Annotated in this window: 26 protein-coding genes; 17 read left to right on the top strand and 9 right to left on the bottom strand. The window is 69.6% G+C overall.

Going from position 1 to position 26,084, the window contains the following annotated elements; genetic code table 11:
• Positions 1–108: 108 nt before the first annotated feature.
• Positions 109–798, top strand: a complete 690-nt coding sequence (locus ACZ4UV_RS07245) for a hypothetical protein (protein WP_467836257.1) — start codon at positions 109–111, stop codon at positions 796–798.
• Here ACZ4UV_RS07245 and ACZ4UV_RS07240 read toward each other — a convergent pair.
• The 4 genes from ACZ4UV_RS07240 to ACZ4UV_RS07225 all read right to left on the bottom strand — a co-directional run bounded on the left by ACZ4UV_RS07240 (position 776) and on the right by ACZ4UV_RS07225 (position 7,154).
• The gene (locus ACZ4UV_RS07240) at positions 776–1,294 is read right to left on the bottom strand and encodes a very short patch repair endonuclease (RefSeq protein WP_467836255.1); all 519 of its coding nucleotides are present in this window, start codon (positions 1,292–1,294) and stop codon (positions 776–778) included. The two genes, ACZ4UV_RS07245 and ACZ4UV_RS07240, sit on opposite strands and share 23 nt — an antisense overlap.
• Before the next feature lie 229 nt (positions 1,295–1,523).
• Entirely contained in the window at positions 1,524–2,537 is a 1,014-nt protein-coding gene (locus ACZ4UV_RS07235; RefSeq protein WP_467836251.1) for a NaeI family type II restriction endonuclease, read from the bottom strand.
• 14 nt (positions 2,538–2,551) lie between these two features.
• The gene (locus ACZ4UV_RS07230; RefSeq protein WP_467836615.1) at positions 2,552–5,455 is read right to left on the bottom strand and encodes a Z1 domain-containing protein; all 2,904 of its coding nucleotides are present in this window, start codon (positions 5,453–5,455) and stop codon (positions 2,552–2,554) included.
• A 118-nt stretch (positions 5,456–5,573) separates the two neighbouring features.
• Positions 5,574–7,154, bottom strand: coding sequence for an ATP-binding protein (locus tag ACZ4UV_RS07225; protein WP_467836249.1), 1,581 nt, complete (start codon positions 7,152–7,154; stop codon positions 5,574–5,576).
• Positions 7,155–7,966: 812 nt separating this feature from the next.
• Between ACZ4UV_RS07225 and ACZ4UV_RS07220 the strand changes: the two genes are divergently transcribed.
• From ACZ4UV_RS07220 to ACZ4UV_RS07205, 4 genes are all read left to right on the top strand, one after another.
• Positions 7,967–8,284, top strand: coding sequence for a hypothetical protein (locus ACZ4UV_RS07220; protein WP_390042703.1), 318 nt, complete (start codon positions 7,967–7,969; stop codon positions 8,282–8,284).
• Between the two features lie 107 nt (positions 8,285–8,391).
• Positions 8,392–9,570 (top strand): hypothetical protein, encoded by a 1,179-nt coding sequence (locus ACZ4UV_RS07215; protein WP_467836246.1) that lies wholly within the window; start codon positions 8,392–8,394, stop codon positions 9,568–9,570.
• Complete coding sequence (locus ACZ4UV_RS07210) at positions 9,567–10,193, top strand: hypothetical protein (RefSeq protein WP_467836243.1); 627 nt, start codon at positions 9,567–9,569, stop codon at positions 10,191–10,193. The genes ACZ4UV_RS07215 and ACZ4UV_RS07210 overlap by 4 nt, the downstream gene beginning before the upstream one ends.
• Positions 10,194–10,197: 4 nt before the next feature.
• Positions 10,198–10,791, top strand: a complete 594-nt coding sequence (locus ACZ4UV_RS07205; protein WP_467836239.1) for a hypothetical protein — start codon at positions 10,198–10,200, stop codon at positions 10,789–10,791.
• Between the two features lie 22 nt (positions 10,792–10,813).
• Here ACZ4UV_RS07205 and ACZ4UV_RS07200 read toward each other — a convergent pair whose 3' ends face one another.
• On the bottom strand, positions 10,814–11,833 hold the full coding sequence (locus tag ACZ4UV_RS07200) for an SEC-C domain-containing protein (protein WP_467836237.1): 1,020 nt from the start codon (positions 11,831–11,833) through the stop codon (positions 10,814–10,816).
• Positions 11,834–11,919: 86 nt separating this feature from the next.
• Here ACZ4UV_RS07200 and ACZ4UV_RS07195 point away from each other — a divergent pair, with 86 nt between their 5' ends.
• Positions 11,920–12,210: a DUF1905 domain-containing protein gene (locus tag ACZ4UV_RS07195; RefSeq protein WP_451018289.1), complete on the top strand. Its 291-nt coding sequence runs from the start codon at positions 11,920–11,922 to the stop codon at positions 12,208–12,210.
• A gap of 96 nt (positions 12,211–12,306) precedes the next feature.
• On the opposite strand, the gene ACZ4UV_RS07190 is transcribed toward ACZ4UV_RS07195, so the two are convergent.
• The gene (locus ACZ4UV_RS07190) at positions 12,307–13,779 is read right to left on the bottom strand and encodes a glycoside hydrolase (RefSeq protein WP_451018288.1); all 1,473 of its coding nucleotides are present in this window, start codon (positions 13,777–13,779) and stop codon (positions 12,307–12,309) included.
• 525 nt (positions 13,780–14,304) lie between these two features.
• Here ACZ4UV_RS07190 and ACZ4UV_RS07185 point away from each other — a divergent pair.
• The 6 genes from ACZ4UV_RS07185 to ACZ4UV_RS07160 all read left to right on the top strand — a co-directional run bounded on the left by ACZ4UV_RS07185 (position 14,305) and on the right by ACZ4UV_RS07160 (position 18,710).
• Positions 14,305–14,682 carry a hypothetical protein gene (locus ACZ4UV_RS07185; protein WP_390042717.1) on the top strand — a complete coding sequence of 126 codons (378 nt, stop codon included), beginning with the start codon at positions 14,305–14,307 and terminating at the stop codon, positions 14,680–14,682.
• A gap of 91 nt (positions 14,683–14,773) precedes the next feature.
• On the top strand, positions 14,774–16,036 hold the full coding sequence (locus ACZ4UV_RS07180; RefSeq protein ID WP_451018287.1) for a DUF7224 domain-containing protein: 1,263 nt from the start codon (positions 14,774–14,776) through the stop codon (positions 16,034–16,036).
• Positions 16,027–16,608, top strand: coding sequence for a hypothetical protein (locus ACZ4UV_RS07175; RefSeq protein WP_451018286.1), 582 nt, complete (start codon positions 16,027–16,029; stop codon positions 16,606–16,608). Before ACZ4UV_RS07180 ends, ACZ4UV_RS07175 begins: the two co-directional genes overlap by 10 nt.
• Positions 16,605–17,351, top strand: a complete 747-nt coding sequence (locus ACZ4UV_RS07170) for an ATP-binding cassette domain-containing protein (protein WP_451018285.1) — start codon at positions 16,605–16,607, stop codon at positions 17,349–17,351. The genes ACZ4UV_RS07175 and ACZ4UV_RS07170 overlap by 4 nt, the downstream gene beginning before the upstream one ends.
• A gap of 123 nt (positions 17,352–17,474) precedes the next feature.
• On the top strand, positions 17,475–18,248 hold the full coding sequence (locus ACZ4UV_RS07165; protein WP_451018284.1) for a class E sortase: 774 nt from the start codon (positions 17,475–17,477) through the stop codon (positions 18,246–18,248).
• A 177-nt stretch (positions 18,249–18,425) separates the two neighbouring features.
• Positions 18,426–18,710 carry a hypothetical protein gene (locus tag ACZ4UV_RS07160; protein WP_451018283.1) on the top strand — a complete coding sequence of 95 codons (285 nt, stop codon included), beginning with the start codon at positions 18,426–18,428 and terminating at the stop codon, positions 18,708–18,710.
• Positions 18,711–18,718: 8 nt separating this feature from the next.
• Here the strand turns inward: ACZ4UV_RS07160 and ACZ4UV_RS07155 are convergent, their stop codons facing one another.
• Positions 18,719–20,125, bottom strand: coding sequence for an MFS transporter (locus tag ACZ4UV_RS07155; protein WP_467836231.1), 1,407 nt, complete (start codon positions 20,123–20,125; stop codon positions 18,719–18,721).
• Between the two features lie 68 nt (positions 20,126–20,193).
• On the opposite strand from ACZ4UV_RS07155, the gene ACZ4UV_RS07150 reads away from it, so the two are divergent.
• From ACZ4UV_RS07150 to ACZ4UV_RS07135, 4 genes are all read left to right on the top strand, one after another.
• Complete coding sequence (locus ACZ4UV_RS07150) at positions 20,194–20,721, top strand: winged helix-turn-helix transcriptional regulator (RefSeq protein WP_451018281.1); 528 nt, start codon at positions 20,194–20,196, stop codon at positions 20,719–20,721.
• 35 nt (positions 20,722–20,756) lie between these two features.
• Positions 20,757–21,080: a DUF6412 domain-containing protein gene (locus ACZ4UV_RS07145; protein WP_451018280.1), complete on the top strand. Its 324-nt coding sequence runs from the start codon at positions 20,757–20,759 to the stop codon at positions 21,078–21,080.
• A gap of 108 nt (positions 21,081–21,188) precedes the next feature.
• Positions 21,189–21,920, top strand: coding sequence for a YidC/Oxa1 family membrane protein insertase (locus ACZ4UV_RS07140; protein ID WP_467836228.1), 732 nt, complete (start codon positions 21,189–21,191; stop codon positions 21,918–21,920).
• 133 nt (positions 21,921–22,053) lie between these two features.
• Complete coding sequence (locus ACZ4UV_RS07135) at positions 22,054–22,911, top strand: fumarylacetoacetate hydrolase family protein (protein ID WP_451018278.1); 858 nt, start codon at positions 22,054–22,056, stop codon at positions 22,909–22,911.
• Positions 22,912–23,034: 123 nt separating this feature from the next.
• Here ACZ4UV_RS07135 and ACZ4UV_RS07130 read toward each other — a convergent pair whose 3' ends face one another.
• Together ACZ4UV_RS07130 and ACZ4UV_RS07125 are read right to left on the bottom strand one after the other, a co-directional pair.
• Entirely contained in the window at positions 23,035–23,535 is a 501-nt protein-coding gene (locus tag ACZ4UV_RS07130) for a heme-degrading domain-containing protein (protein WP_467836223.1), read from the bottom strand.
• Entirely contained in the window at positions 23,535–24,614 is a 1,080-nt protein-coding gene (locus ACZ4UV_RS07125; protein ID WP_467836220.1) for a Gfo/Idh/MocA family oxidoreductase, read from the bottom strand. Before ACZ4UV_RS07125 ends, ACZ4UV_RS07130 begins: the two co-directional genes overlap by 1 nt.
• 48 nt (positions 24,615–24,662) lie before the next feature.
• On the opposite strand from ACZ4UV_RS07125, the gene ACZ4UV_RS07120 reads away from it, so the two are divergent.
• The gene (locus tag ACZ4UV_RS07120; RefSeq protein WP_451018275.1) at positions 24,663–25,823 is read left to right on the top strand and encodes an ROK family transcriptional regulator; all 1,161 of its coding nucleotides are present in this window, start codon (positions 24,663–24,665) and stop codon (positions 25,821–25,823) included.
• Positions 25,824–26,084: the final 261 nt, after the last annotated feature.

Here is a 26,084-nt window from a genome sequence, read left to right as displayed (position 1 = left end):
TGTCTGGGTGTCCGGATGAGCATCCGGACAAAACTGAGGGTCGAGTGAGGGGTGGGCAGAGGCACACTGTCGTCAAAGCTTTGATGGGGTGGGACACAAGGAGCTGGCGTGCCGAGACCGGGTCGCTTCAAAGAACTGGACGCTGGAATACCGGAGGAGAGAAAGGCCCTGGCCAGGGCCGTGCGCCGTTTGCTGAGCGTGGTCGACCTCTCTCTGAGGGAGATACACAAGGAGCTGGCGAGGCGGGACCGCGGCTGCGACACCTCGGCGAGCGCACTTTCCGACCTGCTCAACGCACGCATCCACAAGCCCAAGCGTGAGGTGATCCGCGGACTCTACGAACTGGCCGAGACAGTCGCGAGGACGAGCGACGCCTCCATGCCAATCACCTGGGAAGAGCTTGAGAGCCTTCGGGCCAAGGCATGCGAACCGCCGGCGGCCTTGTGCGCCAACTGCGAGCGCACCGTGTTGCCGGTCCCCCGAGCGCAGGGGGACCGGCAACACGCGCAAGGTCAGTGGCCCACCGCGCTGACCCTGCTGGACATGAAGCAGAACCGAAGGGCCGAGGACGTTGCCGGCATCCTGAGGCACGTGGGCGTGGCCAGCGAGCCGGCCGAAGTAGCTCACGCGGTGGCCGCGTGCCAGGCATGCGGGCTGGGGTCCGAGGCAGACGTGATTCTCCGCTACGCGCAGACCGGGCGCGATGGGCGCCAGCTTGCGGAGATCGCCTATGAGTTTCTGAGGATCGAAGACAACATCATGGCCCGGCGGGTACTCAAGATGTCCCTGGCTCTGTAGCGGTGTCTGCATTGCCGGCACCAGAGACCGGGCGCCTGGATAGCACCGCCTGGCAGATCGCCGCACTGCTTTCCTCTGCTGACTCGTGCTCCCAGAAGCGCAGAACAAGCCAGCCGGCTGCCCGCAGGCGCTCGTCCGTATCGCGGTCCCGGGTCATGTTCCGGGCCACTTTGTCGGACCAGTAGCCCGGATTGGTCTTTGGGGAAACGTAATGCTCCGGGCAGCCGTGCCAGTAGCAGCCATCGATGAAGACGGCTACTTTCGCGGGCCGGAAGACCATATCGGCGGTGCGGCGGAGGCCGGGCAGCGGGCGAGCCGCTACTCGGTAGCGCAGACCTTGGGCGTGCACCAGCCGACGGACAAGCCGTTCAGGCGTGGTGTCCCGGCTCCGGATCGCCTGCATGTTGCGGCGGCGTGCGGCGGACGACGCCCAAGAGCCCTCGGGCGGCACCCAGGCGGCCTTGGACGGATCTGGTTCTGGGGTGGGAGTAGTCATCAGTAGTGAGCTATCAGCCGGGCAGAGTTGGCGGCAATGTTCCAGGAGAGGACAGTCCTGTTCGGTGATCTCGCTGCGGCCGGGCTCCGGCGTCCATCGTCAGGTAGGAGCCGGGCACGTTGAGGGCCGAGCAGTTGATGAAACTCATGGTGTGCTATTTATGGCGATCGGATTATTTATTTGCTTATAGGGTACTGCGGCGGGCAAATGCGGCCCGGCGTGTCTGGCGTCAGTCTCCTCTGGTGTGTGAAGGAAGAGCCGGTGCGGGTACGACCAGGTCATCCGGCTGAGCGAGGACCCATTCCTTACCGTCGAGGGAGACTCGCGGGGAATCCCCGTGCTGGGGTCCGGAGGGTGTCACTCGGGCGCTGACGAATTCGCCTTCCTCGGGGAGGGGAAGGCCAAGTCGGCCGGCGATCATGCGGTGGCTGGCATAGTCCCCCATGATGAGGATGCCCTCCGGCCTCAGCGCCGACCGGCTGCCGCTGTTGCCGCGGACTCGTTTCATGTAGTCCTTCTGCTGGGCCACGGTGCGCACCACGTTGCGGCCGATGCGCCGCTTCTGAACTCGCCGGAAGAGTTCGTTCAAGCGCCGCTGACCCGAACCTGCGGCGAACACGGCGTCGCGATCGGCGGCATCTATGTGGAGAAGCACGTTCTCGGGCAGCGGCTCGTCACGCCACAGCCAGTGGATCTTGTCTCGGTGCGCGGCCTTGATGGTGAGCTTGAGATCACGGTTGTTGCCTGTGTTCAGCCACTCACCACGTATCCGGACGAGACCGATGCTCCAGCACGACCTGTAGTCGTCCGCCCAGGCCAGCAGGCAGAGGTGACCTACTGCCTCCGGCGGAATCATCCAGCCGCCGAACTGCTGTGAGTATTTGCAGTCCACGTCGATGCCGACGATCTGGTAGTCCATGGCCTCGCCGTCCGCGAACCTGAACTCGCGCTGCAGGTTGATCTCTACCAGGGTCCCCGCGTGGGTCTTCTCGGTCTTGAAGAGCGTCTTCCAGTCGTACCGCCCGGTCACCTCGCCGTTGAGCAGCTGGTCGATGGTGTCGCGGAGGACCGTGGCGAACCGCCGGCCCGTAGGATCGAGCGCCTTGAGGTGCTCGTAGACCTGGTCCAGTTCAGGGTCTGGCAGGGCCGTCACGTCGCGCAGGGCGACCGACGTGGCGGCCTTGATGTCGGCTTCTTCGAAAGGAAGCATGTTTCCCCCGTTGGTGACTCGTTCGTCGAGCATGAAGTTGGGGTGCCTCAGAACGCATCGACGATAACCGCATCCGGACGGGAAGAGTCCCTCGTCCGGAAGCGCACGAGCTGCCGTTTCGAGTCGACGGCCGACTTCGGTGGAATCACGGTGAACGCCATGATGACCTTGTCAGGTGCCGCCACCCCAGTTGCGGCAACGGCCTTCACCTCGTCGTCTTGTTGAGCGTCGACGACGGGGTACAGGAGGACTACGCCGCGATGCGGCCCGAGTGCGCTGTCTCCGGCCGGCGTTTCGCCTGGCTCGTCAATCAGCTGCTGTGCGTACAGGCGGTGCTCCAGGCCCGAGATGCGGCCAAAGGACAACTTGTTGGACTGGCGGCTTCGGCGGAACAGGGAGAAGGGGCCTTTGTCCAGCACAGTTGCCTCGATCCGGTTGCGCTGCGTGCGTTGCGGGGCGATGACCAGCCAGTCGTCGACCCTGGCCAGGCGACCGTCGAGCTGGGACAGATAGGCCAGGTGCGGGGCAAGGATGTTGCCCTCCTCCCACTCCAGTGAGCTGAGCACGGAAAGGAGCCGGGTGTGCGGGATGATCGCGGTTGCCGCCTGGAAAGTGCGGGGCAGCGGTGAGGACGCATCTGGCTGCAGAACGCAGGTTGCTGGCGTGCCGCCGAGTGCTGCGAGGACGGGCTTCCAGCGATTGGTGTTCTGCTCGGTCATCTTGGCGTCCTGCGGATATGCTGCCGGCTCAATCGGCTTGCCCGGGGAACGTACCTCGACCAGCTCCGCGTTGAACATCTTGTTCCGGGCTGACGGCTTTACCCAGGACAAGTGCTGCGCTACCAGCGGCGGGATCTGGGCGGGGGTGACCTGGGGGTGGCCATCTACAAGCGCTGAGTACCGCGCCAGCTCCTCGCGGAAGAGCTCCTCGTCGCGGCAGATCGCCTCGAAGGCCTCGTACAAGTCGACCGTCTTGGCGTTGCGGCCACGGCCGAGCGACTCCTCGCGGCCGATGTAGAGGCGCACGAGGTCCCGGTAGCCGGGGCGGAAGCCGAACCAGCGACCCATTTGCATCAGGGTGTCGGCCTGCTGCGTGGTGCGTCGGTAGTACGTGATTGTCAGGCCCTCGACGGTGAAGCCGCGGGACAGCTTGGTGCCGCCGACGAGGATCTTCCAGACGTTCGGGGTGCGGGCAAAGTCCAGGTCGGGCTGGGCGTAGTCGCGCTCGCTATCGCCGTTGACGACGATGACGGGGCTGCCGCCGCGATTGATCAGTTGGATGGCGCGTGATACGTACGGCTTGAGGTCCGCGTACGCCGCGGGGGTGTGCTCGGAGCCGTTCGTGTGGGGGTGGAAGTCCTTGTCGAAGAGGGCTGCCAGGCGCGAATGCCCCTCGGGTCCCGTGTGCGCGGCATTGCGCCACATGGTCTCGATGCGCTCGGCGAGTGCGGCGTGTTCGGCCATGCGGACCGATTCGTGCACGAGCATCGTGTGGTGCCGGAAGTCGCCGGGGACACCGTGCTTCTCGCGGTAGAGCTTCAGAGCGCCTGTGAGGACGAAGGCGTCCAGGGCTTCTTGGAGGCGGTCACCCGTGGCCTCGTAGATGCCTCGGACGTGCGCCTTCTCGGCCTCGCCATCGATGTTGTCGACGTTGTCCAGGTCATGGAAGTCCTGTACGCCCATGTAGTTCATGGGGCGGGGAAGGGAGAGCAGGAAGTCGCGCGGGAAGATGTCTTCCTCGTCGCCCGGGTCGATGAACACGTTGGCGAACGGAGTCGCGGTGTAGCCGACGTACTGGGCGCGGGGCAGGAGGTTGAGAAGCTTGCTGATCTGGCCGTTGATCGCGGTGCGGGTGACCTTGCCGTCCTCCCACTTCTTCGGGTCGGTCGTGTTCACAGAAGCCTGGTCGGACTCGTCGTCGATGATCAGGGTCGGTATCTCGCCGAGGATCGGGCCAATCTTCTTGAGGTCCTTGACCAGCTTCTCCAGCACCGACTTGTTCTTCTTCACGACCATCACGCGGGCGCGGGCTGTGTGCAGGTTCGCCGGGTCGTACAGACGACGGGTACGGTCAGACTTCTCGAACTCCAGGGCGCTGATGCCTCGTTCCAGCGTCATGTAGTCACGGTCGCGCGAGGTCAGACGCTCGATGTCGAAGGCACCGAGGACGGAGGGGCGGCCGCCGAACGAGACGAACTTCGCGGGCCAGTCTTCGTCGTCCTGGTAGTCGATGCCGACCAGGGCGTCCGGGTCGTCCGGGTCGACGGCGCCGAGGATGTTCTCCTGCCCGATCAGCTCCATGTCGAGGCGGCGCTGGGTCTGGCCGCGCAGCAGGTTCAGGGTGCCGCCCAGAACGATGACCAGGCGGTAGCCCGCGTCGATGGCCTTTGCGGTGACGCCGGTGAAGTTGGCGGTCTTGCCGGACTGTACATAGCCGACGACGAGTCCGCGTGCGCCGTAGGCGTCGTCACGGGTGGGGTCGGCAAGCCGCTCCACGACCGCATGGGAGGCCTCGTCCAGACTGGAGACTGCCGCGTCGCTCCAGCCCTTGCGGCGCAGCAGTCGCTCGTACGAGGTCCAGTAGAAGGAGCGGTTCGCAGCCTGCTCCCGGGTGTACCAGGCCTGGAACTCGCGGCTGATGGTGACCGGACCCGGTTCCTTGTGGACCGGGACGGCGGCATCGAGCGCCTTGCGCAGATCCGTGCCGAACGCGAGCTTGTCGTAGACCTCGGTACGGCGCTCCGATGTGCGGGGCTCGGTCACCGACCACGAGGGGGAGTGCTCGAAGTCCCATGCGGTGAGCTTTCGGCGCCAGAGGGTGAGCAACTCGTCACCGGGGTTCGCGGCCATAATCCGGTCGCGGAAGTGGAACAGGTCCGTGTCCGCCGGTTCGTCGGTGTCGGCGAGTACGAAGGCGAGCTTGGCGAAGTGCTTGGGGCCGCGCCGGCTCATTGCGTCGAGGACCTCGCCGTGGAGATCGGCGAGGTGGTCAGGAGCGGGGGCGTTGTCGGCAGTCACGGCGGCTGATCGGCCTCTCTGGGGTACGGGCGGTGGCGGGAACAGGGATGGGCTAGCCCTCGGCGCGCGCGATTTCGGCCCGCGCCGCGGTGACGAGCACGCTGTTCCACAGAGCGACCTTGTCGGTCTGATTGGCCCAGACCCGCTCCTTCTGGAAGATCTCGTTGAGCATGAGGTAGAGGAGGCTCTTGAGGACCGGGGCGTCGTTGGAACCTCCGCGTCGCCCGCCGTTGAAGGCGTGTCGGTAGTCCCTGTTGAGGACGATCCGACGCTCCTTGTGGTCGATCGTGAAGATCAGTTCGGCAGGATCGACGCCGGGCGGCACTTCCAGCCTGGCCCAGGTGAAGGTGATGGGATCGTCGCCCTCCAGCTGCGGCAGTTCGTCGCGCAGCGTCCGTTTCAGCTTCGGGTCGAGTCCCTTGCCCGGAGGGATGACGGCCATGCGCTTGACCTCGGTGCGTCGTTTGGCGGCTTCGCGGTAGGTCGTCTCGGCCTCGTGGACGTACGCGGTGAAGGTGTGGCCGGTCGTCGGGTCGGTCGCCTGCTCCAACCCTCGGGCGAACGCCGGTGTGACCTGGACGCCGTCCTTCTTGACGGTCAGAGCGAACACGTCGTTGGGCTCCGGCGGCAGGTCCACGGCGACACGGGCGAGCGCGAGGTGGCCTTCAGGGCTGCGGGTGTCGTTCCAGCCGCCGGCCTGGACCAGCCGGTCGTTGCGGTAGACGTAGAAGCCCTGACGCTCGGCGAGCGGGCCGACGCCCCGGTAGGCGACGAGCGGTGACTTGGGCGGCCATATGTGCGCCGTGAGCGTGACGTCGCCGACGCCTTCGACGGGCGCGATGTAACTGCGTGGATAACCGGCGCGGCCCGGAACGCGGTAGCCGAAGGGATCGATGGGCTCGACGCCCCGGTGATCCAACTCCTCCCGGGTGTGAACGTCCTCGACGACGATGTCGATGTGGAAGCCGTCGCGGGCGAGAAAGCGGTGGAGGTGGAGACCGAGGTGGGTCTCAAGCCGCTCGATCGCGTCGTTGAGGTAACGGTCGGTCTGCCCGTCGGTGATGGTCTCGAACGCGCGGACCTGGTCCCAGCGCACGATCGTGCCTTGCCAGTCGATGATCCCGTCGTAGCGGTCGACCAGGCTCTGACAGTACGTCGCATCCACGATGTCGCAGGTGAAGTCGGCCTGCGCGCGTGCGGTGAGCCAGCGGCGTCCGGCCGAAGGGCTGCGCTTGGTCCGACTGATCACGGTGAGTGCGTCGGCGTGCGAGAGCGAGGCTGCCTTCAGGCCGGCGCCGAAGTGCCCCAGGGCGCCTGCGGCGTAATTCTCGCGCCCGCCGACGGTCATCGCAGTGTCCAGTCCAGACTCGTCCATGCCCTCGCCGTCGTCGACCACGAGCAGGCCGACCAGACGGTCGCGACCGCCGCGCTCACCCGTGTCCCGCAGGAAGCTCACGACGACGTTGTGAGCTTGAGCGTCGATCGAGTTGTCGATCAGGTCGGCGATGGCCGCCTCGAAGCTGTAGCCCTGGTGCGCGAGCGATTCGAACGACCGCGCCGCCGGAGGCAGCCGCTTGCTCCCGCTGGTAGGTACGTCGAACTGCCAGTCGGAAGATGGCTGGTAGGGCGGCATGCGGGCGTTCCTCGCGGGCTAGGACACGCCTGGGACGCTTCTTGGCATGCCGGTTCAGCTGGTCAGATGTGACGTTAGCGTGAGCTAGTTGTGGAGGAACAGGGGGATCGGGGCAAACGATGCTGATTCAACCCCCAAGGGTCCGGTCGCGATAGCGGCGTTGCCTTGCCGGAGAATGTGCTCTCTGGCGGAGCTGTCGTTGGGCCGCCCGCTTCTTTGTCAGTGTCGTGCCTCCGCGCCCCGCCTCAAGGGCGCTCCCGCTCCGCTGCGCTCCGCGTCCGCGTCGGCTGCGCCGATGGCCCGCGGGCCACCCTTGACCCGGGCCGCTCCAGCACGGGGTAGAAGCGAGCGGGCGGCCCGGGGAAAGTGGGCGGCTTTCCGGGGTGGGGCTGAGGGTGGGCTGCGGTCTTGGCCGGGGTGGGGACGCGTCTGGTGGGTGGGGGCACGCCGGGTGGTTGGGCGGCGGCCTGGTGGTCTGTGGTGGTGGGCGGATTTGTGGGCCCGTAGCGGGTGTGGCGCAGCTGGGTCTGGCCACGGAGCGGTGGACATGCCCTCTGTCTGCGCCGCAGTGGGTGCTGTGTGCGAGCGGTTCGCTGCACGATGAGACGAAGGCGCTCGGTGTCTGCCGCCCGCGAGTACCGCAGCCGGAGCCCATGGTGACGCCGGCGCAAACTCCCGCGAAGGCGAAACGTTGAGTGGATCTTGACGGAAATCCGGCTGGAGCCGGGCCGGGCCGGGCCGCTAGCGTCGGGTCACTCGTGTCGTCCTTCGTCTCATTGGTAGCCGGGGTGCGGCAAGGGGGGAGGAGGGGGATGAGCGGCGGCGGTAGTGACATATTCGTCGACTTCGACGTGCTTCAGCGCGTCCGGGACGACATCCAGCACATCGGCGAGATCATGCAGCGCCCTGGCCGGGAGATGGATGAGGTCGACGGCGCGGCCATGGGGGTGTTCGTGCTGGCCGTGCGGATGAACGACTTCGGCGACGAGTGGTCGTACGGGATCAAGCAGATCGAGAAGTTCTCCGACGCGGCCGTCAAAGCCCTCGACGGGATACGGAAGGCCTTCGAGGGCCTCGATGACCGGGTGGCCGAGGAACTGCGGAGGTCACGGGAGGTCGGCTCTGTATGAGCGACCTCTTCTCGTGGCCCTCTCCTACGCAGTCCTCGCCCCTGCGGGGGGAGTTCACGGCCCTCGGGTTCGTCCCCTGCCCCGGTGATCCACATGCTGCGAGGCACGTGGCGGACATCGTGCGGCGTACGGCCGATGCGCTGCACGAGATATCCGACGTGCTGCACGGCACCGGAGAGGGCGACTGGAAGGGGCGTCACGCCGAGGCTTTCCGGGAGCGGTTCGACGACGACTTCCGGCCCCGGGTGGACCAGGCGAGACGGTCGTTCGGCAAGGCGGCGACGGCGTTGGTGGGTTGGGCCGATGCCATGCCCGAGTGGCAGCGCAAGGCGGCTGTTCTGGAACAGCGGGCGCAGGACGCTCTCGATGCCCGGCACGCGGCCGAGCAGCGACTGGCCGGGCTGCCGCCGGCCTTTCTGATCGACCCGAAGGCGGAGGACGGCGCCGGGGTCGGCAAGCGGGAGAAGAACGAGAAGGACAGGGCCGCTGCGGAGCTGGCGATCGCTACCGCTCGTGCGGACTTCGAGCGGGCGGTCGCCGAGGCGCGCAATCTCGCGATCGACTTCGATATCGAAGGGCGGGCCGTCGCGAGACGCCTCGACAAGGCGATGGACATCGCTCCGGACGAGCCCGGCGTGTTCGACAAACTGGGCGACGCGGTCGTCGGGATCGGGAAGGCTCTGGACGCGATGAACCGAGCCGCCGCCGATGCCGTGAGCGCGGCCGTGGGCGATGCCGTCGAGTGGCTCGCTGAGCATGCGAACTCCATCGCCGCGCTCGGTGACGTACTCGGGACCGTCAGCGCGGCCCTCGGCGCGATCTCGCTCGGTCTTGCCTTCGCCGCTCCGGAGACGGGCCCGCTGGCGCCTCTGCTCCTCGGCGGGGCCGAGGTGATCGGGCTCGCCTCGGGAGGCTTCTCGCTCGGCGCGCTGGCGGTGCACGGTACGGCACGTGCCGTCGGCGGCGATGCCGTGGTCTCCGATCGGACGCTGGCCGAGGACGCTCTGGGTGTGCTTCCCTTCGGAGGCGTTCTCAAGGGCGTCTCCCGTGTAGCCGCCGAAAGCCGTCTGGCCGTCGGAGCCGCCAACTTCGGCCTCGTGGACACCGTTGCGGCATTCATGGGGGATCCGACCGCACTCGGATACTGGGCTCCGGATAACGAGCGGCAGGTCGCGGAGGACGTGGTCGTTCCCGGTGGGGCGATGCTGGTGGCCTTCGAGAACGCCTGGCACGCCGGAAGCGAGAAGGACAGGGCGGCTCGGGAGAAGGAGCAGGCGTCGCGATGAAGGAAGCGGAGATTCCGGGCCACTTCGACGGGCGGGGCCGCGTCGAGTTCAGCCTGAGCGGTCTGGAGGCGGGACAGTCCGACACGATCACCGCGATCGGCTTCGAGTTCGGCTACGACCTCACGGCGACCGAAGCACGGAGCAGGAGCACGATGCGCCTGGTCTTCGTGCGGAACGACTCCCCGACAGCTCGTCAACGGGCTGCGCAGACCCATGACCGACTGCGCGCCGGAGGCCCGCTGCTCATGGCTTGGGCGGTGCAGGCGCCCGGCGCGGGACAGGCAGCGCCGCAGACCCCCCTCACCGCCGTCGAGCTGGCGTCGAAACGCCGAGGCCTGGCCGCCTACGAGAGCAACGGCATCCGCGGGCTGGTCGTCCTCGTCTGCGTGCTCAGCGTGGGCTGTCTCGTCCTTGCCTGGGTGCTACGCCACGGACCTGTCGGAGCTGTAGTGCTGGCGGCGCTGTTCGCCGTGGCCCTGGCCGTCCTGGCGGCCCTCGTCCCCTCGCTGACGAGGCGCTGGTACGAGAAGAACCGACGGCTGGTGGATCTCTACGACCAGCAGCGAGCCGGCGGTGTGGGGCCGCCACCACCCCCTCCCGGCAGCTTCGGCCAGGGAGGGTAGGGCAGTGATACGGGTCGACTTCTCACTGCCCGTGGAGTTCCAGGAGATCCCTCTGGAGGCGGTCGCCACGGCCGGTGAGGGGGAGGGGCCGACGAACCAGGCGACTCAGGTCCTGCGGCGAGTCTCACGTTTCCTGAGTGATGTCGGAGTGGTGTACGCGGCCAACTGTCTCCACACCTTCGAGGGCCGACCCTCGTTCGGGTCGCTCGCCGTCGCGGTCGTCGACTACCCGTACGGCCACAGCGCGACCACGGCGGCACGAGGAGCCGTCCAGGCTGTCCTCGGAACGAGGGGAGAGGGCTGGAGCGGAGGGGTCGTCCATGCCCCGTGCGGTCCGGCCGCCGTCTTCACCGGTGGCCGGACCCAGGTCCTCCCCGCTCCGCTCGCTTCGGACGGAGGTACCGGGCACGCAGAGGTACCCACCGCACAGTTCCACGCCATGATCCCGATTCCGCCGCCCGAGGCGGGTGGCGAGGGACTGCACATGTGCCTGGTGGTCTTCTCCACACCTCAGGTCGCCCACTGGGAGAAGTGCTACGCCCCGGTCGTCGCCGGCATTCTGCGGAGCCTACGTTTCTCCGGTGGCGGCCGTCCCTGACGCCGTCGGCGGGGAGATCGACTCAGGTGGTGGGACTTCCGTGGCACTCCGCGTACGCCTGCCCCACCCCGCACCAGCAGTCCGACGTGCGCTGCGGCGGCCAGGCCACCGCCCGCCCCCGTGCCGCCAACGTCGTCGCGTACTGCGGGAGGAGCGTCGTGTCCGCCGGGGACGAGCCCTCGGAGGCGGCGAAGGCTTCGTAGGAGGGGACGGTGCCGGTGACGATGCCGAGGTTGCCGGTGCCGGAGACGGAGAGTTCGCGGAGGGAGGACTCTATGGTCGAGAGGTGTTCGTCGTGGGACGGGTACTCCGTGGCCAGGTCGGGGTACGCCGACAGGAGCTCCGCCAGTTCTTGCGCCGGCCAGTGGAGGACCGCTACCGGGAAGGGGCGGGAGAGGGCCTCTCGGTAGGTGCCGAGTTCGGCTCGGAGGCGGGAGATCTCGGCCTCCAGCTCCTGCGGGTTGTCGGAGCCCAGGGACCAGACGCGCTTGGGGTCGTGGAGTTCGTCCAGGGAGACGGGCGAGGAGTGGAGGGTGTCGGCGCGGGCGTCCCAGTCGTCGTGGGGGAGGCCGAGCATGCGGCGGACCCGGTGGCGGCCGAAGAGGAGCGGGTGCGTGGCGTAGGGGGGTTCCGCCACGTCCGTGAGGAGGAGGGTGGCCGCCTCGGTGAACGTGTCGTGGGCCGCTTCCAGCTCGTCGTGGGATTCGAGGGATTCGGCGACGATGACCCAGGGGGCCGGGTCCCGGGGGGCCGTGGTGCGGATGCCGTCGATGATCGCCCTGGCCTCTGCCTCGTGGTCGTACTCCCACAGGTTCGACGCCTTGAGGGCCCGGACGAGGGGCGCGTTCTCCAGGGTGTCCGGGGTGGCGAGGAGGCGGTCGTAGAGCGCGGTGGCGGCGGGGCGGTCGTCGGCCAGTTCCAGGTGGGCCGCGGCCTGGAGGAGGAGGGCCTCGGCGTCCTCGGGGTAGCGGTCGGCGGTCCGCTCCAGGCGTGCCGCTTCGGCGGTGTGGTCGACGTTCTCGGCAGGCGTGTCGGGGCGCATGAACGACACCGTACTGCCCGGCGGTGACAAAGAAGAGATAGGGATAGGGGGTAGTCCGTGCAGTCGGTGGCCAGGGGAGGCGTTCGGTGCGGTTCGAGTTCGGTGGGTGTGTCGTGGAGTGGCGGGGGCCTGCTCCGTACTACTTCCTGCCGGTGCCGGAGGAGGAGTGCGAGGAGGTGCGGGCCGTGGCGGGCATGGCGTCGTACGGGTGGGGGGTCGTTCCTGTTGAAGTGACCTTGGGCGGGGTCGTGTTCGAGACGTCCCTGTTTCCCAAGGACGGGGGATATCTGCTGCCGTTGAAGAGTGCGGTGCGCAAGGCGCAGGGGGTGGAGGCGGGGGACGAGGTGCGCGTCGAGATGCGGGTTCGGGTGGGTTAGCGGGGCCGGCGGCGGGGGCACGGTGAGCTGCGTGGCCCCGCCGCCGGGCGGGCCCGGTCCGGGCCGGTTCGGGCGGGCCGGTTCGGGCCGGTCGGGTCAGATCGTCACGCCGTCGATCTGGAGGGTCTGGACGGACTTCGCGGGGAAGGACACCGCCACCGTCTTTCCGGACAGGTGGGTGTCCGAGTACGACTTGTACGCGTCGCCGCCCGTCGTCACCGTGTTCCAGCGGGGGACCAGGCCGTTCGTGCCGCCCGTCACCGTCGTGAAGCCGGAGAGGTTGAAGGTGAAGGTCTGGGCGGAGGTGGCGGTGTTCAGCGCCACGATCACCAGGCGTTTGGCCGAACTGTCGTAGGCGGCCACCGCGTTGCTCACGCCCGTGTCGAGGATCTTCATGCCGGGGCGGATGTGGCGGCTGAACTGTGCCATCACGTAGTACTTGGTGGTGACCGCGCCGGCCGCCAGGGTGTTCGCGTCGTAGGCGATCATCGCCCAGTTCGTGGACGGGTCCATGACCTGCCAGTAGACCCAGGCGGTGGGGTGCAGCCAGCGGAAGTCGTAGAGCAGGTTGAAGGCCATGGTGTAGCCGGTGCCGTCGTTGTCGCCGGTCTCGGAGTTCCACAGGGCCTTGCCGGCCGTCGTCACGACGTCGGTGTAGAGGAGGTCGCGGCGGCCGCCCGAGCCCTGGTAGCCGTGGACGTTGACGCGGTCCACGTAGCCCTTCGTGGTGGAGGAGAAGGCGCTCCAGGTGGTGCGGGCGAGGTCGTAGCTGGTCTCGTCGGAGGCCGAGATCTTGGTGCTGGTCAGGCCCCGGCTGTTCAACTCGCTGCGGAGGTAGGGGAGTACGGCCGCCTGGACCGTCGAGTCCATGTGGCAGCCCTCTTGCGTGCCGGTCGCCGTCCACCAGGAGGAGGACGGTTCGTTGAAGGCCTCCACCGTCGCGAAGTTCACGCCCCAGTTGTTCTTGGCGTAGAGGGCCACGGAGGCGAGGTGGGAGGCGTGCTGGCGGTAGTTCCAGGACTGGAGGTTGTTGCCGCCGTCGGAGGCGCCGGACGGGTTGTGGTTCAGGCACATCCACCACATGGGGGAGTTGGCGAAGAGTTCGGCCGTCGCGCCCCGGTTGACGGCTTTGACGAGCATGGCGCGCTGGGTGGCGTCCGCCGTCCAGTCCCAGGCCGAGGAGGTGGGGTCCTCGTTGTTCCAGTCCTGCCAGTAGCCCTCGATCTGCTTGAACGCGGGGATGTTGGCGGAGGCGACCATGCTCTGGCCGTTCACGCTGTTCCAGCTGGACGCGCCCAGGTTGTAGCGGGCGATGTTCAGGCCGAGGCCGGGCAGTGAAGTGCTGTTGTACGTCGTCGACTTGGTGGTGAAGAAGATGTCGGCGAAGTCGTCCCGGGTGCCGAAGACGTTGCCCCACCAGGCCAGGGAGGTGCCCCAGCCCTCCCAGGTGCCCCAGGAGGTGGACGGGCTGACGGCGATGGTGGCGTCGGCGTGGGCCGTGCCGGTGGCCAGCGCGCTGCCCAGCAGGCCGCCTCCCGCGGCGGCCAGCAGTGTTCTGCGTCGGATCATGGCTGTTTCTCAACCTCTCCGTGCGGCTCAAACACCGGTTCCCGGACCGGCGTCGACTCGTCCCCCCGCATGCCAACAGGAAGCATCAGGTGTGGTGCGTGAGGTTGTCGAGGGTTGTGACAGTGGTTTCTAAAACCCATGGAGGAATGGGCGGCGGAGGGCGCCCGACGGGTGTTCGGGGCTGCGGGAAGGTCTCGGGTCCCTGCGATAGCTTTCAGCCATCGTTCGTCTCTTCGGCAAGGCTCCGGGTATTCCGCTTCTTGTAAGGCATGTGGCGCCTGGGGCGTGCTCAGGTGTCCGGGCAGCGGACAGAAGGTTTCCGCTTGCCGATCCGCGTCTGTCATGTTCAAGACTTATGCCTGGACCCGGTCTCGATCACGTGGCTAAGGTGCCGAACTCCTGGCCGAACTTGATCGGTTGGGCTCGGGTGTTGACACCTTCAGACGACCAGTGGGGGCTGAGTACGTGCGAATACGACGCGGGGGGATCGTTGCTGCGGTGACAGCAGCGGTCACCATGCTGTCCATGTCAACGGCGTGGGCCGAGGACTTCCTGTGGAGCAGCTACTTCTACAACGTCAGCAAGGGGCAGGAGTCGCGCAGGTGGGCTGACGAGCAGTACTCGGAAGTCATGTACAGGAACTGCAGCGGCCCCGAGAGCTCCGGCGGCAGCACGCCGTACAAGACGACGATCCAGATGCACCGGGACATCTCGGCGTGGCCGGACGCCGACTACGACACCAAGACCTACACCGAGTGCTTCAAGGGCTACATGCACCAGAGCGACGGCGCATGGCACGATCTCCCCAAGGGTGACTACTACTTCAGTGTCAACGGCGTGTGGGGCGGTGTGGGAAAGCTGGACGTCGAGGTCATCATGGTCGACAACACCGCGGCGGACTAGGACCTGTGCGCATCGCGCAAGCCGGTGACCGCCTCCGTCGGAAGAACGGGGGCGGTCACCCGTCTCGTTCACCGCTCCGACCGGGAAGACCGTGAAGCTCACTACCCTGTACCGCAGTTCACCCGCCCTGTGGGCGGCTCCTGTCGCGCTCGCCCTGCCGCTGCTGTACTACCTGGGCGGCCCGGGGCACCCGCCGTCCGACACCTACGGGTACGCGCCCGAGATCACGTCGTATCCGCTCCGCTTCGCCTACCCGTTCGCCTACGCTGTCACCTCGGCGCTCGCCGCCTGGGTGTCCGGGACGCTGCGGCAGGCCGGCGTGTGGGACATGAACCACGCCAGGTCCCGGTACCGGATCGCCGCCCAGGCTCTGCTCCCCGTCGTCACGCTGGCCTGGCTGATGCTGATCCTTCCTCCGGCGGTGGCGCTGGCTGTGGAGGGATCACGGCCGACCTGGGACAGCGTTTCGCCGTTGGTCGTGGGCATGATCGTGTGCGTGGAACACGCTGTCATCGGCTTCACCGTCGGCCGATGGCTGCCCAAGGTGATCGCGGCACCGGTACTCGCGGTACTGACCTGGGTCGCCGTGGCATTCACCGTGACCGTCGACGCGCCCTGGGCACGACAGGTGTCCGGTGCGTTCCCGGAGGAGTTGATGTTCGGCGAGGCACCGACCTGGGGCGCTCTGTGGCCCCACGTCGCGTTCACCGGCAGCATCGCCGTCGGGCTGATCGTGGCCTGGTCCCCGGTGCTCCGCCCCACGGCGGGAGCCGCGGCCGCGTTGGTCGTCGCCGTCGCGGGTGTCACGAGCACCTACGAGGGAGTCAAGGACTACGGCTACACCCCGCCTCTCAGGAACTATGCGGTCACGATGAAGTGCGGGCATGCGGGACGCACCGACGTCTGCATGCCGGAACAGACGGCCGAGGCGCTGCCCCAGGCCGTGGCCGCCACCCGCACGGTGTTGGCCGACTTCGAGCACGCCGGTGTTCCGCGACACCCTGCGACCGTGGTGGACACATTGCCCGAGGGGCGCTTCTCCCCGCCGTCGACGGCCTCGACGTGGCGTGTTTCCCTGACGGTCGCCACCGGTCGCCACGACGCCGAGTTCGCCGTCGCCGTCGCTGCCACGGACATGAACTGCGCGCGCCCCGACCCCCTCCTGCGCCGTGAGGCCATCGCATGGGCCGCCCACATCACCGGCACCACCCGGTCATGGGAACAACTGCGGAACATCATCGACCGGCAGGGTTCGCCAGGTGACGTCGACGGCGTGCTCCGCAGGGTCCTCAGCCGCCCGCCCAAGGAGCAGGCCGCCTGGTTCGTCAGCACCTCCAGGAAGGCGTGCGCCTGATGTGGTGGTGGCTCAGGGCGCGGCGCGCTCTCACCGTCCTCACCGGACTGATCGTGCTGTCGATGGGACTCACGGTGTGGATCGGCGGCGAGTACGTCCTGCTGCCGTCCCTCTTCTCCAACAGCCAGCAAGCGGTCCTGACCGTGTTTCTTCCAATCCCCGTCGTAGCGGCGCTCTCGCTGTCCCTGGACTCGGGGCTGGCCGCCGTCGAGGCGGCCGCCGTCCGTTGTGTGCCGGCACGCGACGTACTGCTGGTCCTGGCGGCGACAGCCGCATGCCTCCTCCTGGCCGGGGTCTTCCGGTCGGCGACCGGGGTGTCCGTGGCCCGCAACGCCGCCTTCCTGACCGGCCTGATGCTGCTGGCAAGGCCGTGGGCACGTCAGGCGGCCGTGACGGTACCGCTCGTGTGGATCGCGCTCGTCGTCTTCTTCTCGCACCGCCCCTATCCCGATCCCGACCCCTGGACCGTCCTGCCCGAACCGGCCGCATCCGTGCATGCCGCTGTCGCGGCGGTCGCTGTGCTGACAGCCGGCCTGACCGTTCTTCTCCGTGCCCGCCAGGAGCTCTCATGACGATCCGCATCGACGACGTGACGTATGCGTACCGGCGCTGGAGCAAACCGGTCCTCGTCGACTTCACCTACACGCTTCCACGAGGGCTGACCGTGCTCCTCGGGCCCAACGGGGCGGGGAAGTCCACGTTGCTGAGGCTCGCTGCCGGTACCGCCCGACCTGCGCGCGGCACGGTCACGCTCGACGGGACACCCTCCACCGCCCGTACGTACCGGCGCATGGTCGGCTGGCTACCGCAGCACGTACAGCCGATGCCGCAGCTCACCGCACACGAGTACGTCGCGTACGCGGGCTGGCTCAAGGGAATGGCGACAGGCGTGGCACACGACCAGGCCGCTGCCGCGCTCGACCGTGTCAATCTCACCGGACAGGCCGGCGTGAAGACCCACAGGCTCTCGGGCGGGCAACTGCGGCGCCTCGGTGTGGCCGCCACGCTCGTTCACGACGCCCAGGTCCTGCTCCTGGACGAACCGACCGCGGGCCTCGACCCACAGCAACGTCGGGCGTTCCGCAACGTGCTGGCCGCACTGTCGGGTGAGGTGACGATCCTGATGTCCACGCACGACGTCCAGGACCTCGCGGAGGAAGCCGACCACGTCACGGTCCTTCACTCGGGCCGGATCCTGCAGACCGGAACCACGGCGGAGTTCCTGGCCCACACCCCGCAGGACACGGCTCCCGGTCGTCGCGCCGAAGGCGCGTACACGGCTCTTCTCGACGGCGTCGGAATCACGGAGAGCTGATGCGCCGACGCGGACAGGAATCCCCGCGGCTCTGGTGAGTTGGCGGCGGGCGCCTTATCGTGCGGGACCGACCGGGGCCGGCGAGTCCGGCCGGGGGTCGGTGGGAGGTGCGCGGTGCGGGTCGTGGGGCACGGTGAGCGGCGGTGGCGGGCCCGGCGTCGGCGGGTGCTGTGGACCGGGGGCGAACTCCTCGTCACCGTGGGTGTGGTGCTCATGCTCCTGGTCGTGCACCAGTTGTGGTGGACCAACCGGGAGGCGAAGCAGGGGGCCGCGCGGAAGGTGGAGGCCCTGGAGCGGGAGTGGGGCGGCGGAGGGGCGGCGAACGGCTCCGGGGGGTCGGGCGGCGGGGAGAAGGGCGGTTCCGGTACGGCGCGCTCCGCGGCGTCCGGCGGGGCCTCCGGCGGCGGACGGCGGCAGACGTCGTACACCACGCGTGTCGTCGCCTCCCAGGCGTACGCCGTCCTCGTCGTCCCGCGGCTCGGGCTGCGCGTCCCGGTCGCCGAGGGTGTCAGCAAGCCGAAGGTGCTCAACCACGGGTACGTCGGCCACTACCCCGGCACCCAACAGCCGGGCCAGGCCGGGAACTTCGCGCTCGCCGGGCACCGGAACACGCACGGCGAGCCGTTCCGCTACCTGCCGCGGCTCCGGCTCCGGGATCCCATCGAGGTCGAGACGGCGTCGGCGACCTACACGTACGTCGTGGACCAGATCCTGCCGCAGACGTCGGCGCGCGACTCCGGGGTGGTACGGCCCGTACCGCGGTCGATCGTGAAGCCGTCGTACGGGTACAAGGAGCCGGGGTACTACATCACGCTCACCACCTGCACGCCGGAGTTCACGTCCCGGTACCGGATGGTGGTGTGGGGGAAGCTGGTGTCGACGCGGCCGCGGGCGTAGTGCGGGGTGGGGGGTATGGGGAGCGTGGTTGCGGTGATCCATGCGCCTATCCGAGGGGCTTCCGGGCATGCCAGGAGCGGGTGGCGCGCTTCGGGGGGTATGTCCGTTTCGAGAAGGGTGGCCCCTGGAGGTCCCGGGAGGTCACGGAAGGCCTCGGGATCCGTGAGGAGATCGGCTATGTACGCAGTGGTTCGGCGGTACGAAGGGGTGACGGACCCCGCCGAGGCGGGACGCCTGGTGGACGAGGGGTTCGTCCCGCTCCTCCGCCAGGTCCCCGGCTTCGTGGCCTACTACTGGGTCGACGCCGGGGACGGCGTGATGCTCTCCACGAGTGTGTACGACGACCAGGCCGGGGCCGAGGAGTCGGTCAGGAGGGCGGCGGCCTTCGTGCGGGACCAGCTCGCCTCGCTGCTGCCCCATCCTCCTCAGGTCACGGCCGGTGAGGTCGTGGCCGCCGGGTAGCGGGCGGTTCAGGCCCGCTCGCGCAGCGCCACCACCCCCGCCGCTCCCAGCACCGCCACTCCTGCCGAGACCGCCATCGCGACGTCCGCGCCGTGCGCCAGGCCGCCGCCGGAAGACGTGGCGAGGGCGATGGTCAGGGCCACGCCCGCGCAGGAGCCGATGTAGCGGAAGGTCTGCTGGGCGCCTGAGCCCATCGCCGCCCGGGCGGCGGGGACCGACTCCACCGCCTGGAGGGGGAGCGCGGCGTTGAGGAGGCCGCTGCCGACGCCGCCGAGGACCAGGCCGGGCAGCAGGCGGGGCCAGGAGCCCGCGTCCAGGGCGCCCAGCATGGTCAGCGCGCCGGCCGCGTGCAGCAGGAAACCGGCGGCCAGTTGCCAGCGGGGCGATACCCGGCCCGCCAGCCGCTTGGCCTGGAGCGCCACCGTGAAGGACAGGCCGGACCAGAGCAGGAACAGCCATGCCGTGTCCATCGCGGACATCCTCAGCAGCTGCTGGAGCAGCGCCGGGAGGTAGCTGAACAGGCCTATCACCGTCAGGCCCGTGACCAGGCCGCTGAGGGAGGAGACCAGGAAGCGGGGGGTGCGGAAGAGGGTCAGGTCGATCATCGGGGTGGGGGCGAAGCGGCGCTCGATCAGGGTGAAGGCGCCCAGCAGGACGACCGTCGCCGCCAGCAGCAGGGCCACCGGTGCGCGCAGCCAGCCGTCCCGGCCCAGGGTGAGGGCCGCCACCAGGGAGACCAGCGCGAGACCGAAGGCCAGGGCCCCGGCGATGTCCGGGCGGCCGCCGCGCGGTGAGCGGGACTCGGTGAGGGTGCGGAAGGAGAGTCCGGCCACCAGGAGGGCGGCCGCGCCCAGCACCGCGTACGCCACCCGCCAGCTGGGCATCGCGCCCGCGACCAGCGGGCCGAGGGCGATGCCGCCGCTCACGAACGCGCCCCACACGCCGGTCGCGTGCAGCCGGCCGCGCGGGCTCGGGAAGGCGGCCACCAGCAGGCCCAGGCTGCTCGCCAGGATCGCCGCGCTGGCCGCGCCCTGCGCCACCCGGGCCAGGGTGAACGCCCAGGTGGAGGTGGTCAGGCCGCCGAGGGCGGTGGTCAGGCCGAGGGCGAGGGTGCCGGCGACGAAGACGCGGCGGCGGCCGTAGTCGTCGGCCAGGCTGCCCGCGACCAGGAGAAGGGCGGCGAGGCCGAGCGGGGTGCCGTTCAGCAGCCAGGCCTGCCCCGAGAGCGGGGTGTGCAGTGCGGCGACCGTGTCCGGGAGCGTGACCACCGGGGCGGTGTACGTCATCAGGGCCACGGCGGTCGCGGCGCTGGTGAGGGCCAGGGTGGGGCGGCCGCTACGGGCACTGTCGGTGTCGGGGTCGTTGACGGGTGCGGGGCTCGCACGCTTCATGGTTCTTTCATTGAACCTAGTCATGGGGGTACCGTAGCACCGTTGGTTCATTCATTGAACCCGCTATCGGGAAACTGGCTAAGGTGGTCTCCATGGCACTGGGCAAGGACTACGCGACACAGGAGTGCTCGATCGCCAGGGCACTGGAGGTCGTCGGCGAGCGCTGGACCCTGCTCGTCATCCGCGACGCGCTCTACGGCGTCCGGCGCTACAACGACTTTCTCGTCCACCTCGGCATCCCGCGCGCCGTCCTGTCGGCCCGCCTGAAGACGCTCACCCAGGAGGGGATCCTGGAGAAGCACCGGTACCAGGAGTCGCCGCCCCGGGACGAGTACGTCATCACCGAGCGCGGCATCGAGCTCTTTCCCGTCCTGCGCACCCTCGCCGTCTGGGGGCGCGAGCACCTCATGGACTGTCGGCTGCGCTACTTCCGCCATGTGGCGTGCGGGACCGAACTCGGCTCGTACGGTGAATGCCCCGCCTGCGGAACCGTCGTCCCCGTCGCGGACGTTGTCATCACGCCGGGCCCGGGACTCGACCCCGACCCGGCGGACCCGGTCAGCCGGGCGCTCCTGAAGCCCAAGAGGCTCCTGGAGCCGCTGGTGACGGATCATGTATAACCGGTCACAGGGAGAGTGAGGGGGGAGGGGCGCACATGAATCGCCGCTGGGCCGTGCCGTCGTCCCGCCCCGTCGCCCTCGCCCTCCTGCTGCTCCTGCTGTTCGATCTCCTGCTGCTCGACTCCGGCAGCCTCTTCACCACCGTCGCGCTCGCCGCGACCGCCGCCGCCGGCTCGGCTCTCGCCCTCTGCTCGGTCCTCGCCGCCCGCTCCGCGCCCGCCGTGCCGCCCACCCGGGTCCGTACGGCGATACGCGACCGGGCCCGGCGTACGGCCTTCCTGCCGCAGCGCGACCCGGACGCGAGGGGCCGCAGCCGTCCGCGAGCACCCGGACACGCCCTCCCGGCGACCCCCGCGTAGACCACCCCGGTCCCCGGCCCCGGGTGACCTCGCGTGCGTCGTCATGCCGTTCCACCTCTTCACCCACGGCACGTACGGCACGACGAGACCCCCGGAGGGCTCCCACCCATGTCCGCCTTCATGTCCGCTTTCGCCGGCCTGGTCGAGCATCTCGCCGACCTGCTCCAGCCGCTCTTCCACGCCTCCGCGGCCGCCGCCGCGATCGTCCTGTTCACCGCTCTGGTACGACTGCTCGTACATCCCCTGTCCCGCGCCGCCGCCCGCGGCCAGCGCGCCCGGGCCGCGCTCCAGCCGAGAATCGCCGAACTGCGCGAGAAGCACGGGAAGAACCAGGAAGCCCTGCAGAAGGCGGTGCTGGAACTCCACGCGGCGGAAAAGGTGTCACCGCTCTCCGGCTGCCTGCCGGGACTGCTGCAACTGCCCGCGTTCTTCGTGCTCTACCACCTCTTCTCCAACTCGACGATCGGCGGCCACGGCAACGGTCTGCTGTCCCATGCGCTGCTGGGCGCTCCGCTCGGCGGGCGGTGGAGCGACGTCCTCGCCGACGGCGGGTTCGGGAGCGGTGGTGGGCTGGTCTATCTGGCGCTGTTCGCGGTGGTCGCCGCCGTCGCCACCTTCAACTTCCGCCGCGCCCGGCGGACGACGGCGGCAGCGGTCGCGGTGGCGGTGCCGGGCGAGGGGGACCAGCAGGTGCCCGGTGTCGGCGCGGTCACCAAGGCGATGCCGTACCTGTCGTACTTCACGCTGGTCACCGTGGCCGTCGTGCCGCTGGCCGCCGCGCTGTACGTGGTGACCAGCACGACGTGGAGCGCGGTGGAGCGCGCCGTGCTGTACAGGTGAGGGCCGTGGTGCCTACGGTCCAGTACATGAACAGGCTCTTGCCCGCTGCACGCTCATCTTGGAGGATCGACCAGTCCTCCGATGGCTGCACCCATCGGCTGGGCGACTGCTGTCGAGGGAGATGGTGACGACCATGAAGCTGCTGCGAGTCGGTACGGCGGGGGCGGAGCGGCCCGCGCTGCTCGACGCCGAGGGTGTCCTGCGGGACCTGACGGGCCTCGTCGACGACATCGACGGGGCGCTGCTCGCCGACGCCGCCGCGCTCGGGCGGGTCCGGGCCGCCGCCGAGGCCGGGGAGCTGCCCGTGCTCGACGCGACCGGGCTGCGGATCGGGCCGCCGGTGGGGCGGATCGGGAAGGTCGTGTGCATCGGGCTCAACTACCACGACCACGCCCGCGAGACGGGGGCCGAGCCGCCGGCCGAGCCGGTCGTCTTCTTCAAGGCCGCGGACACGGTCGTGGGGCCGAACGACACCGTGCTGGTGCCGCGCGGGTCGGTGAAGACCGACTGGGAGGTGGAGCTGGCGGTGGTCATCGGGCGTACGGCACGTTATGTCGCCGACGACGAGGATCCGCTGGCGTACGTCGCCGGGTACGCGGTCGCGCACGACGTGTCCGAGCGGGAGTTCCAGATCGAGCGGGGCGGGACCTGGGACAAGGGGAAGAACTGCGAGACGTTCAACCCGCTCGGGCCGTGGCTGGTGACGGCCGACGAGGTCGGCGACCCGCAGGACCTGTCGCTGAGGCTCTGGGTGAACGGCGAGCTGAAGCAGGACGGGACCACGGCCGAGCAGATCTTCTCGGTGGCGGAAGTGGTGCGGTACGTCAGTCAGTTCATGGTGCTGTACCCCGGGGATGTCATCAACACCGGGACTCCGGCGGGGGTGGCGCTCGGCGCGCCTGAGCCGAAGCCGTTCCTGCGGGCCGGGGATGTGGTGGAGCTGGAGATCAGTGGGCTTGGTCGTCAGCGGCAGGAGTTCAAGGACGCCTAAGGGGGCGGGGGTGCTCTGCGCGGGCGGGTGCGGCTTCGTCGTGGTTGCTCGCGCAGTTCCTCCCCCAGCCTTCGGCCGGGGGTGCCCCCAGCGCCCCTTACAGGGCGCTGCAGTTGTCGGCGTCTACAGCTCCAGGAACTTCTCCAGTGCCTCCACCACGAAGCGGTGGTCCTGGAGTTGGGGGAGGCCCGAGACCGTCACCGAGCCGATCACGCCGGCGTTCTCCACGGTGATCGGGAAGGAGCCGCCGTGGGCCGCGTACTCGTCCGGGTTCAGGCGGGAGGACTCCTCGAAGGTCGTGCCCTTGGCGCGGAAGCGGGCGCCGACGAGGTAGGAGGCCGAGCCGTAGCGCTCGACCACGCGGCGCTTGCGGGTGATCCACGCGTCGTTGTCGGGGGTGGAGCCGGGCAGCGCCGCGTGGAAGAGCTGCTGGCCCGCGCGGTGGATGTCGACGGCGACCGGGGCCTGGCGCTCCCGGGCCATCTCCACCAGCAGGGAGCCGAGGGCCCACGCGTCGTCGTACGTGAACCGCCGGAACACCAGGCGGCGTTCCTGCTTCTCCAGCTCCTCCACGGACGGGGTGAGTTCGGGAGTGGTCTTCGGGGTGAGCTGCGGGTGGTGCATCAGAGGGTCACCGTCACCTTGTCTCGCGCCGAGCGGCGGGCTGCTTCCAGTACGTCCAGGGCGGCGGCCGCCTCCAGCGCGGTCACCGGGTTGGGGCCCTCGCCCCGCAGGGCCTGGGCCACGGCCGCGTAGTACGCGGGGTAGTCGCCGGGGAGGGTGGGGACGGTACGGCCGCCGCCGGTGACCGGGGACTCCCCGGCGCCGATACTGCCGTACAGCGACTCCGGTTCCTGGCCCCAGGCGGCCGAGGTGCCCGGGCGCTCGCCCTTGCGCAGGGCGTCCTCCTGCGGGTCCAGGCCGTACTTGACGTAACCGGCCTTCGAGCCCAGCACCCGGAAACGCGGGCCGAGCTGGGCCGCCGTCGCCGAGGCGTAGAGGTGGGAGCGGACGCCGTTCGCGTGCGTGACGGCGATGAAGGTGTCGTCGTCCGTCTCGGCGCCGGCCCGGCGGATCACCGACTCGGCGTACACCTCGGTGGCGGGGCCGAAGAGGACCAGGGCCTGGTCGACGACATGGCTGCCGAGGTCGTAGAGGAGACCTCCGATCTCTGCCGGGTCGCCGGACTCGCGCCAGCCGCCCTTGGGCTGCGGACGCCAGCGCTCGAAGCGGGACTCGAAGCGCCAGGCGTCGCCGAGTTCGCCGTCCGCCAGCAGCTTGCGGAGCGTCAGGAAGTCGTTGTCCCAGCGGCGGTTCTGGAAGACCGAGAGCAGCAGACCGCGCTCCTCGGCGAGGGCGGCCAGCTCGCGCGCCTCCGCGGCGGTGCCGGCGACCGGCTTGTCGACCACGACCGGGAGGCCCGCCTTGAGGGCGGTCGTCGCCAGCGGGACGTGCGTCCTGTTCGGGGACGCGATGACGACCAGGTCGAGCTCGGCGGCCCGGTCGAACAGCTCGTCGGGGGTGGCGACCGTCCGGACGTCGGGGAACTCGGCCTTCGCCTGCGCCTGCCGCTCGGGGTTCGAGGTGACCACCGTGTCCAGGGCCAGGCCCTCGGTGGCGGCGATCAGGGGGGCGTGGAAGACGGATCCGGCGAGGCCGTAGCCGATGAGGCCGACGCGGAGGGGAGTGGCAGCAGCTGTCATGCGTCCTACTTTCGCAACGCTGTTGCCAAAGTGCAAGTGGGAGGGAGAATGAGTGGCGTGAACAGGACGAGGAGCGGGCGGCCGGGTGTGGCCGGCGGGCGAGCGGGGGCGGCCGGCGGGCGGCCGGGGGCGGTCGGGGCGAATCTGCCGGCCATGCGCAGCCACAACAGCGCGCTGGTGCTGGACCTGCTGCGCACGGCCGGGGAGGACGGCATCAGCCGGCTCGAACTGGCCGAGCGGACCGGGCTCACCCCGCAGGCGGTCAGCAAGATCACCGCCCGGCTGCGGGAGGACGGCCTCGCCGCGGAGGCCGGGCGGCGCGCGTCCACGGGCGGCAAGCCCGCCACCGTGCTGCGGCTGGTGCCGGACGCCGGGCACGCGGTGGGGATCCAGCTCGACCGGGACGAGCTGCGCGCGGTGCTCGTCGACCTCGACGGCACGGTGGTCGCGGACCGGCAGGCGGCGGTGGACCTGGGGGCCGGGGCGGAGGCCGTCCTCGGCGCGGTCGTGGAGCTGGCCGGGGAACTGGTCGAACGCGGCGGCGACACCCTGCTCGGGGTCGGGGTCGGGGCGCCAGGGCCGCTCGACCACAGCCACGGGGTGCTGCACCGCGTCACCGGGTTCCCCGAGTGGGACGGCTTCCCGCTGCGGGACGCCCTCGCCGAGCGGCTCGGGGTGCCGGTCGTCGTCGACAAGGACAGCAACGCTGCGGCCCTCGGACTCGCCGTCGGCGGCGAGGGCGGCTCCTTCGCCTGCCTGCTCCTCGGTACGGGGCTGGGCGCCGGCCTGGTGATCGGCGACACCGTGCACCGGGGGGCGCGGACCGGGGCCGGGGAGTTCGGGCACCAGGTCGTCCAGCTCGACGGGCCGCCCTGCCACTGCGGCAACCGCGGCTGCATCGAGGCCCTGTGCCTGGCGGCGGTGGCCCGCGGCGACGTGGCCGAGGCGGCGCGGGTCCTCGGCGTCGGGGCCGCGAACCTGGCCGGCCTGCTCGACATCGACCTCGTGCTGCTCGGCGGCCGGACGATCGCCGCCGCGCCGGAGCCCTTCGTACGGGGCGTCGCCGCCGTCCTCGACGCGCACACCCGGCGGGAGGGGAGCCTGCGCACGGCCGTCCCGGTCCGCCTCGCTCCCGGCGGCGGCCGGGGGGTCGCGGAGGGCGCGGCCCAGCTGCTGCTCGCTCCACTGTTCGGGCGCGCGGACGGCTGAACGGAGTGCGCCCCCCCGCGCACGAGTTTCGGCGGGCAGGGCGAACGGGGTGCGTCGGTGCAATGGGCGGGGCGTCGGCGGGGCATGGCGAAGGGGGTGCGCCCTTGCACGGGGTCGGTCGGGCATGGCGACAGGAAGTCCTCTTCACCGGGTTTGCGACGGGTGTGGCGGACGGGGTGCGTCATTGCACGGGCTTTGGCGGGCATGGCGACGGGGGGTGCCTCGGCACCGGGCTTCTGGCGGATATGGCGACGGGGGGTG

This window comes from Streptomyces sp. NPDC028289 (assembly GCF_055565975.1).
Note: the sequence above shows the minus strand (reverse complement) of the source record. Positions and strands in the feature narration are given on the sequence as shown.

Excerpts from the sequence above, each read along its gene's own strand:
- ACZ4UV_RS07240 (WP_467836255.1), bottom strand. The coding sequence starts at position 1,294 with ATGACTACTCCCACCCCAGAACCAGATCCGTCCAAGGCCGCCTGGGTG.
- ACZ4UV_RS07235 (WP_467836251.1), bottom strand. The coding sequence starts at position 2,537 with ATGCTCGACGAACGAGTCACCAACGGGGGAAACATGCTTCCTTTCGAA.
- ACZ4UV_RS07230 (WP_467836615.1), bottom strand. The coding sequence starts at position 5,455 with ATGAGCCGGCGCGGCCCCAAGCACTTCGCCAAGCTCGCCTTCGTACTC.
- ACZ4UV_RS07225 (WP_467836249.1), bottom strand. The coding sequence starts at position 7,154 with ATGCCGCCCTACCAGCCATCTTCCGACTGGCAGTTCGACGTACCTACC.
- ACZ4UV_RS07220 (WP_390042703.1), top strand. The coding sequence starts at position 7,967 with ATGAGCGGCGGCGGTAGTGACATATTCGTCGACTTCGACGTGCTTCAG.
- ACZ4UV_RS07210 (WP_467836243.1), top strand. The coding sequence starts at position 9,567 with ATGAAGGAAGCGGAGATTCCGGGCCACTTCGACGGGCGGGGCCGCGTC.
- ACZ4UV_RS07200 (WP_467836237.1), bottom strand. The coding sequence starts at position 11,833 with ATGCGCCCCGACACGCCTGCCGAGAACGTCGACCACACCGCCGAAGCG.
- ACZ4UV_RS07190 (WP_451018288.1), bottom strand. The coding sequence starts at position 13,779 with ATGATCCGACGCAGAACACTGCTGGCCGCCGCGGGAGGCGGCCTGCTG.
- ACZ4UV_RS07185 (WP_390042717.1), top strand. The coding sequence starts at position 14,305 with ATGTCAACGGCGTGGGCCGAGGACTTCCTGTGGAGCAGCTACTTCTAC.
- ACZ4UV_RS07170 (WP_451018285.1), top strand. The coding sequence starts at position 16,605 with ATGACGATCCGCATCGACGACGTGACGTATGCGTACCGGCGCTGGAGC.
- ACZ4UV_RS07160 (WP_451018283.1), top strand. The coding sequence starts at position 18,426 with ATGTACGCAGTGGTTCGGCGGTACGAAGGGGTGACGGACCCCGCCGAG.
- ACZ4UV_RS07155 (WP_467836231.1), bottom strand. The coding sequence starts at position 20,125 with ATGACTAGGTTCAATGAAAGAACCATGAAGCGTGCGAGCCCCGCACCC.
- ACZ4UV_RS07150 (WP_451018281.1), top strand. The coding sequence starts at position 20,194 with ATGGCACTGGGCAAGGACTACGCGACACAGGAGTGCTCGATCGCCAGG.
- ACZ4UV_RS07145 (WP_451018280.1), top strand. The coding sequence starts at position 20,757 with ATGAATCGCCGCTGGGCCGTGCCGTCGTCCCGCCCCGTCGCCCTCGCC.
- ACZ4UV_RS07140 (WP_467836228.1), top strand. The coding sequence starts at position 21,189 with ATGTCCGCCTTCATGTCCGCTTTCGCCGGCCTGGTCGAGCATCTCGCC.
- ACZ4UV_RS07135 (WP_451018278.1), top strand. The coding sequence starts at position 22,054 with ATGAAGCTGCTGCGAGTCGGTACGGCGGGGGCGGAGCGGCCCGCGCTG.
- ACZ4UV_RS07130 (WP_467836223.1), bottom strand. The coding sequence starts at position 23,535 with ATGCACCACCCGCAGCTCACCCCGAAGACCACTCCCGAACTCACCCCG.
- ACZ4UV_RS07125 (WP_467836220.1), bottom strand. The coding sequence starts at position 24,614 with ATGACAGCTGCTGCCACTCCCCTCCGCGTCGGCCTCATCGGCTACGGC.
- ACZ4UV_RS07120 (WP_451018275.1), top strand. The coding sequence starts at position 24,663 with ATGAGTGGCGTGAACAGGACGAGGAGCGGGCGGCCGGGTGTGGCCGGC.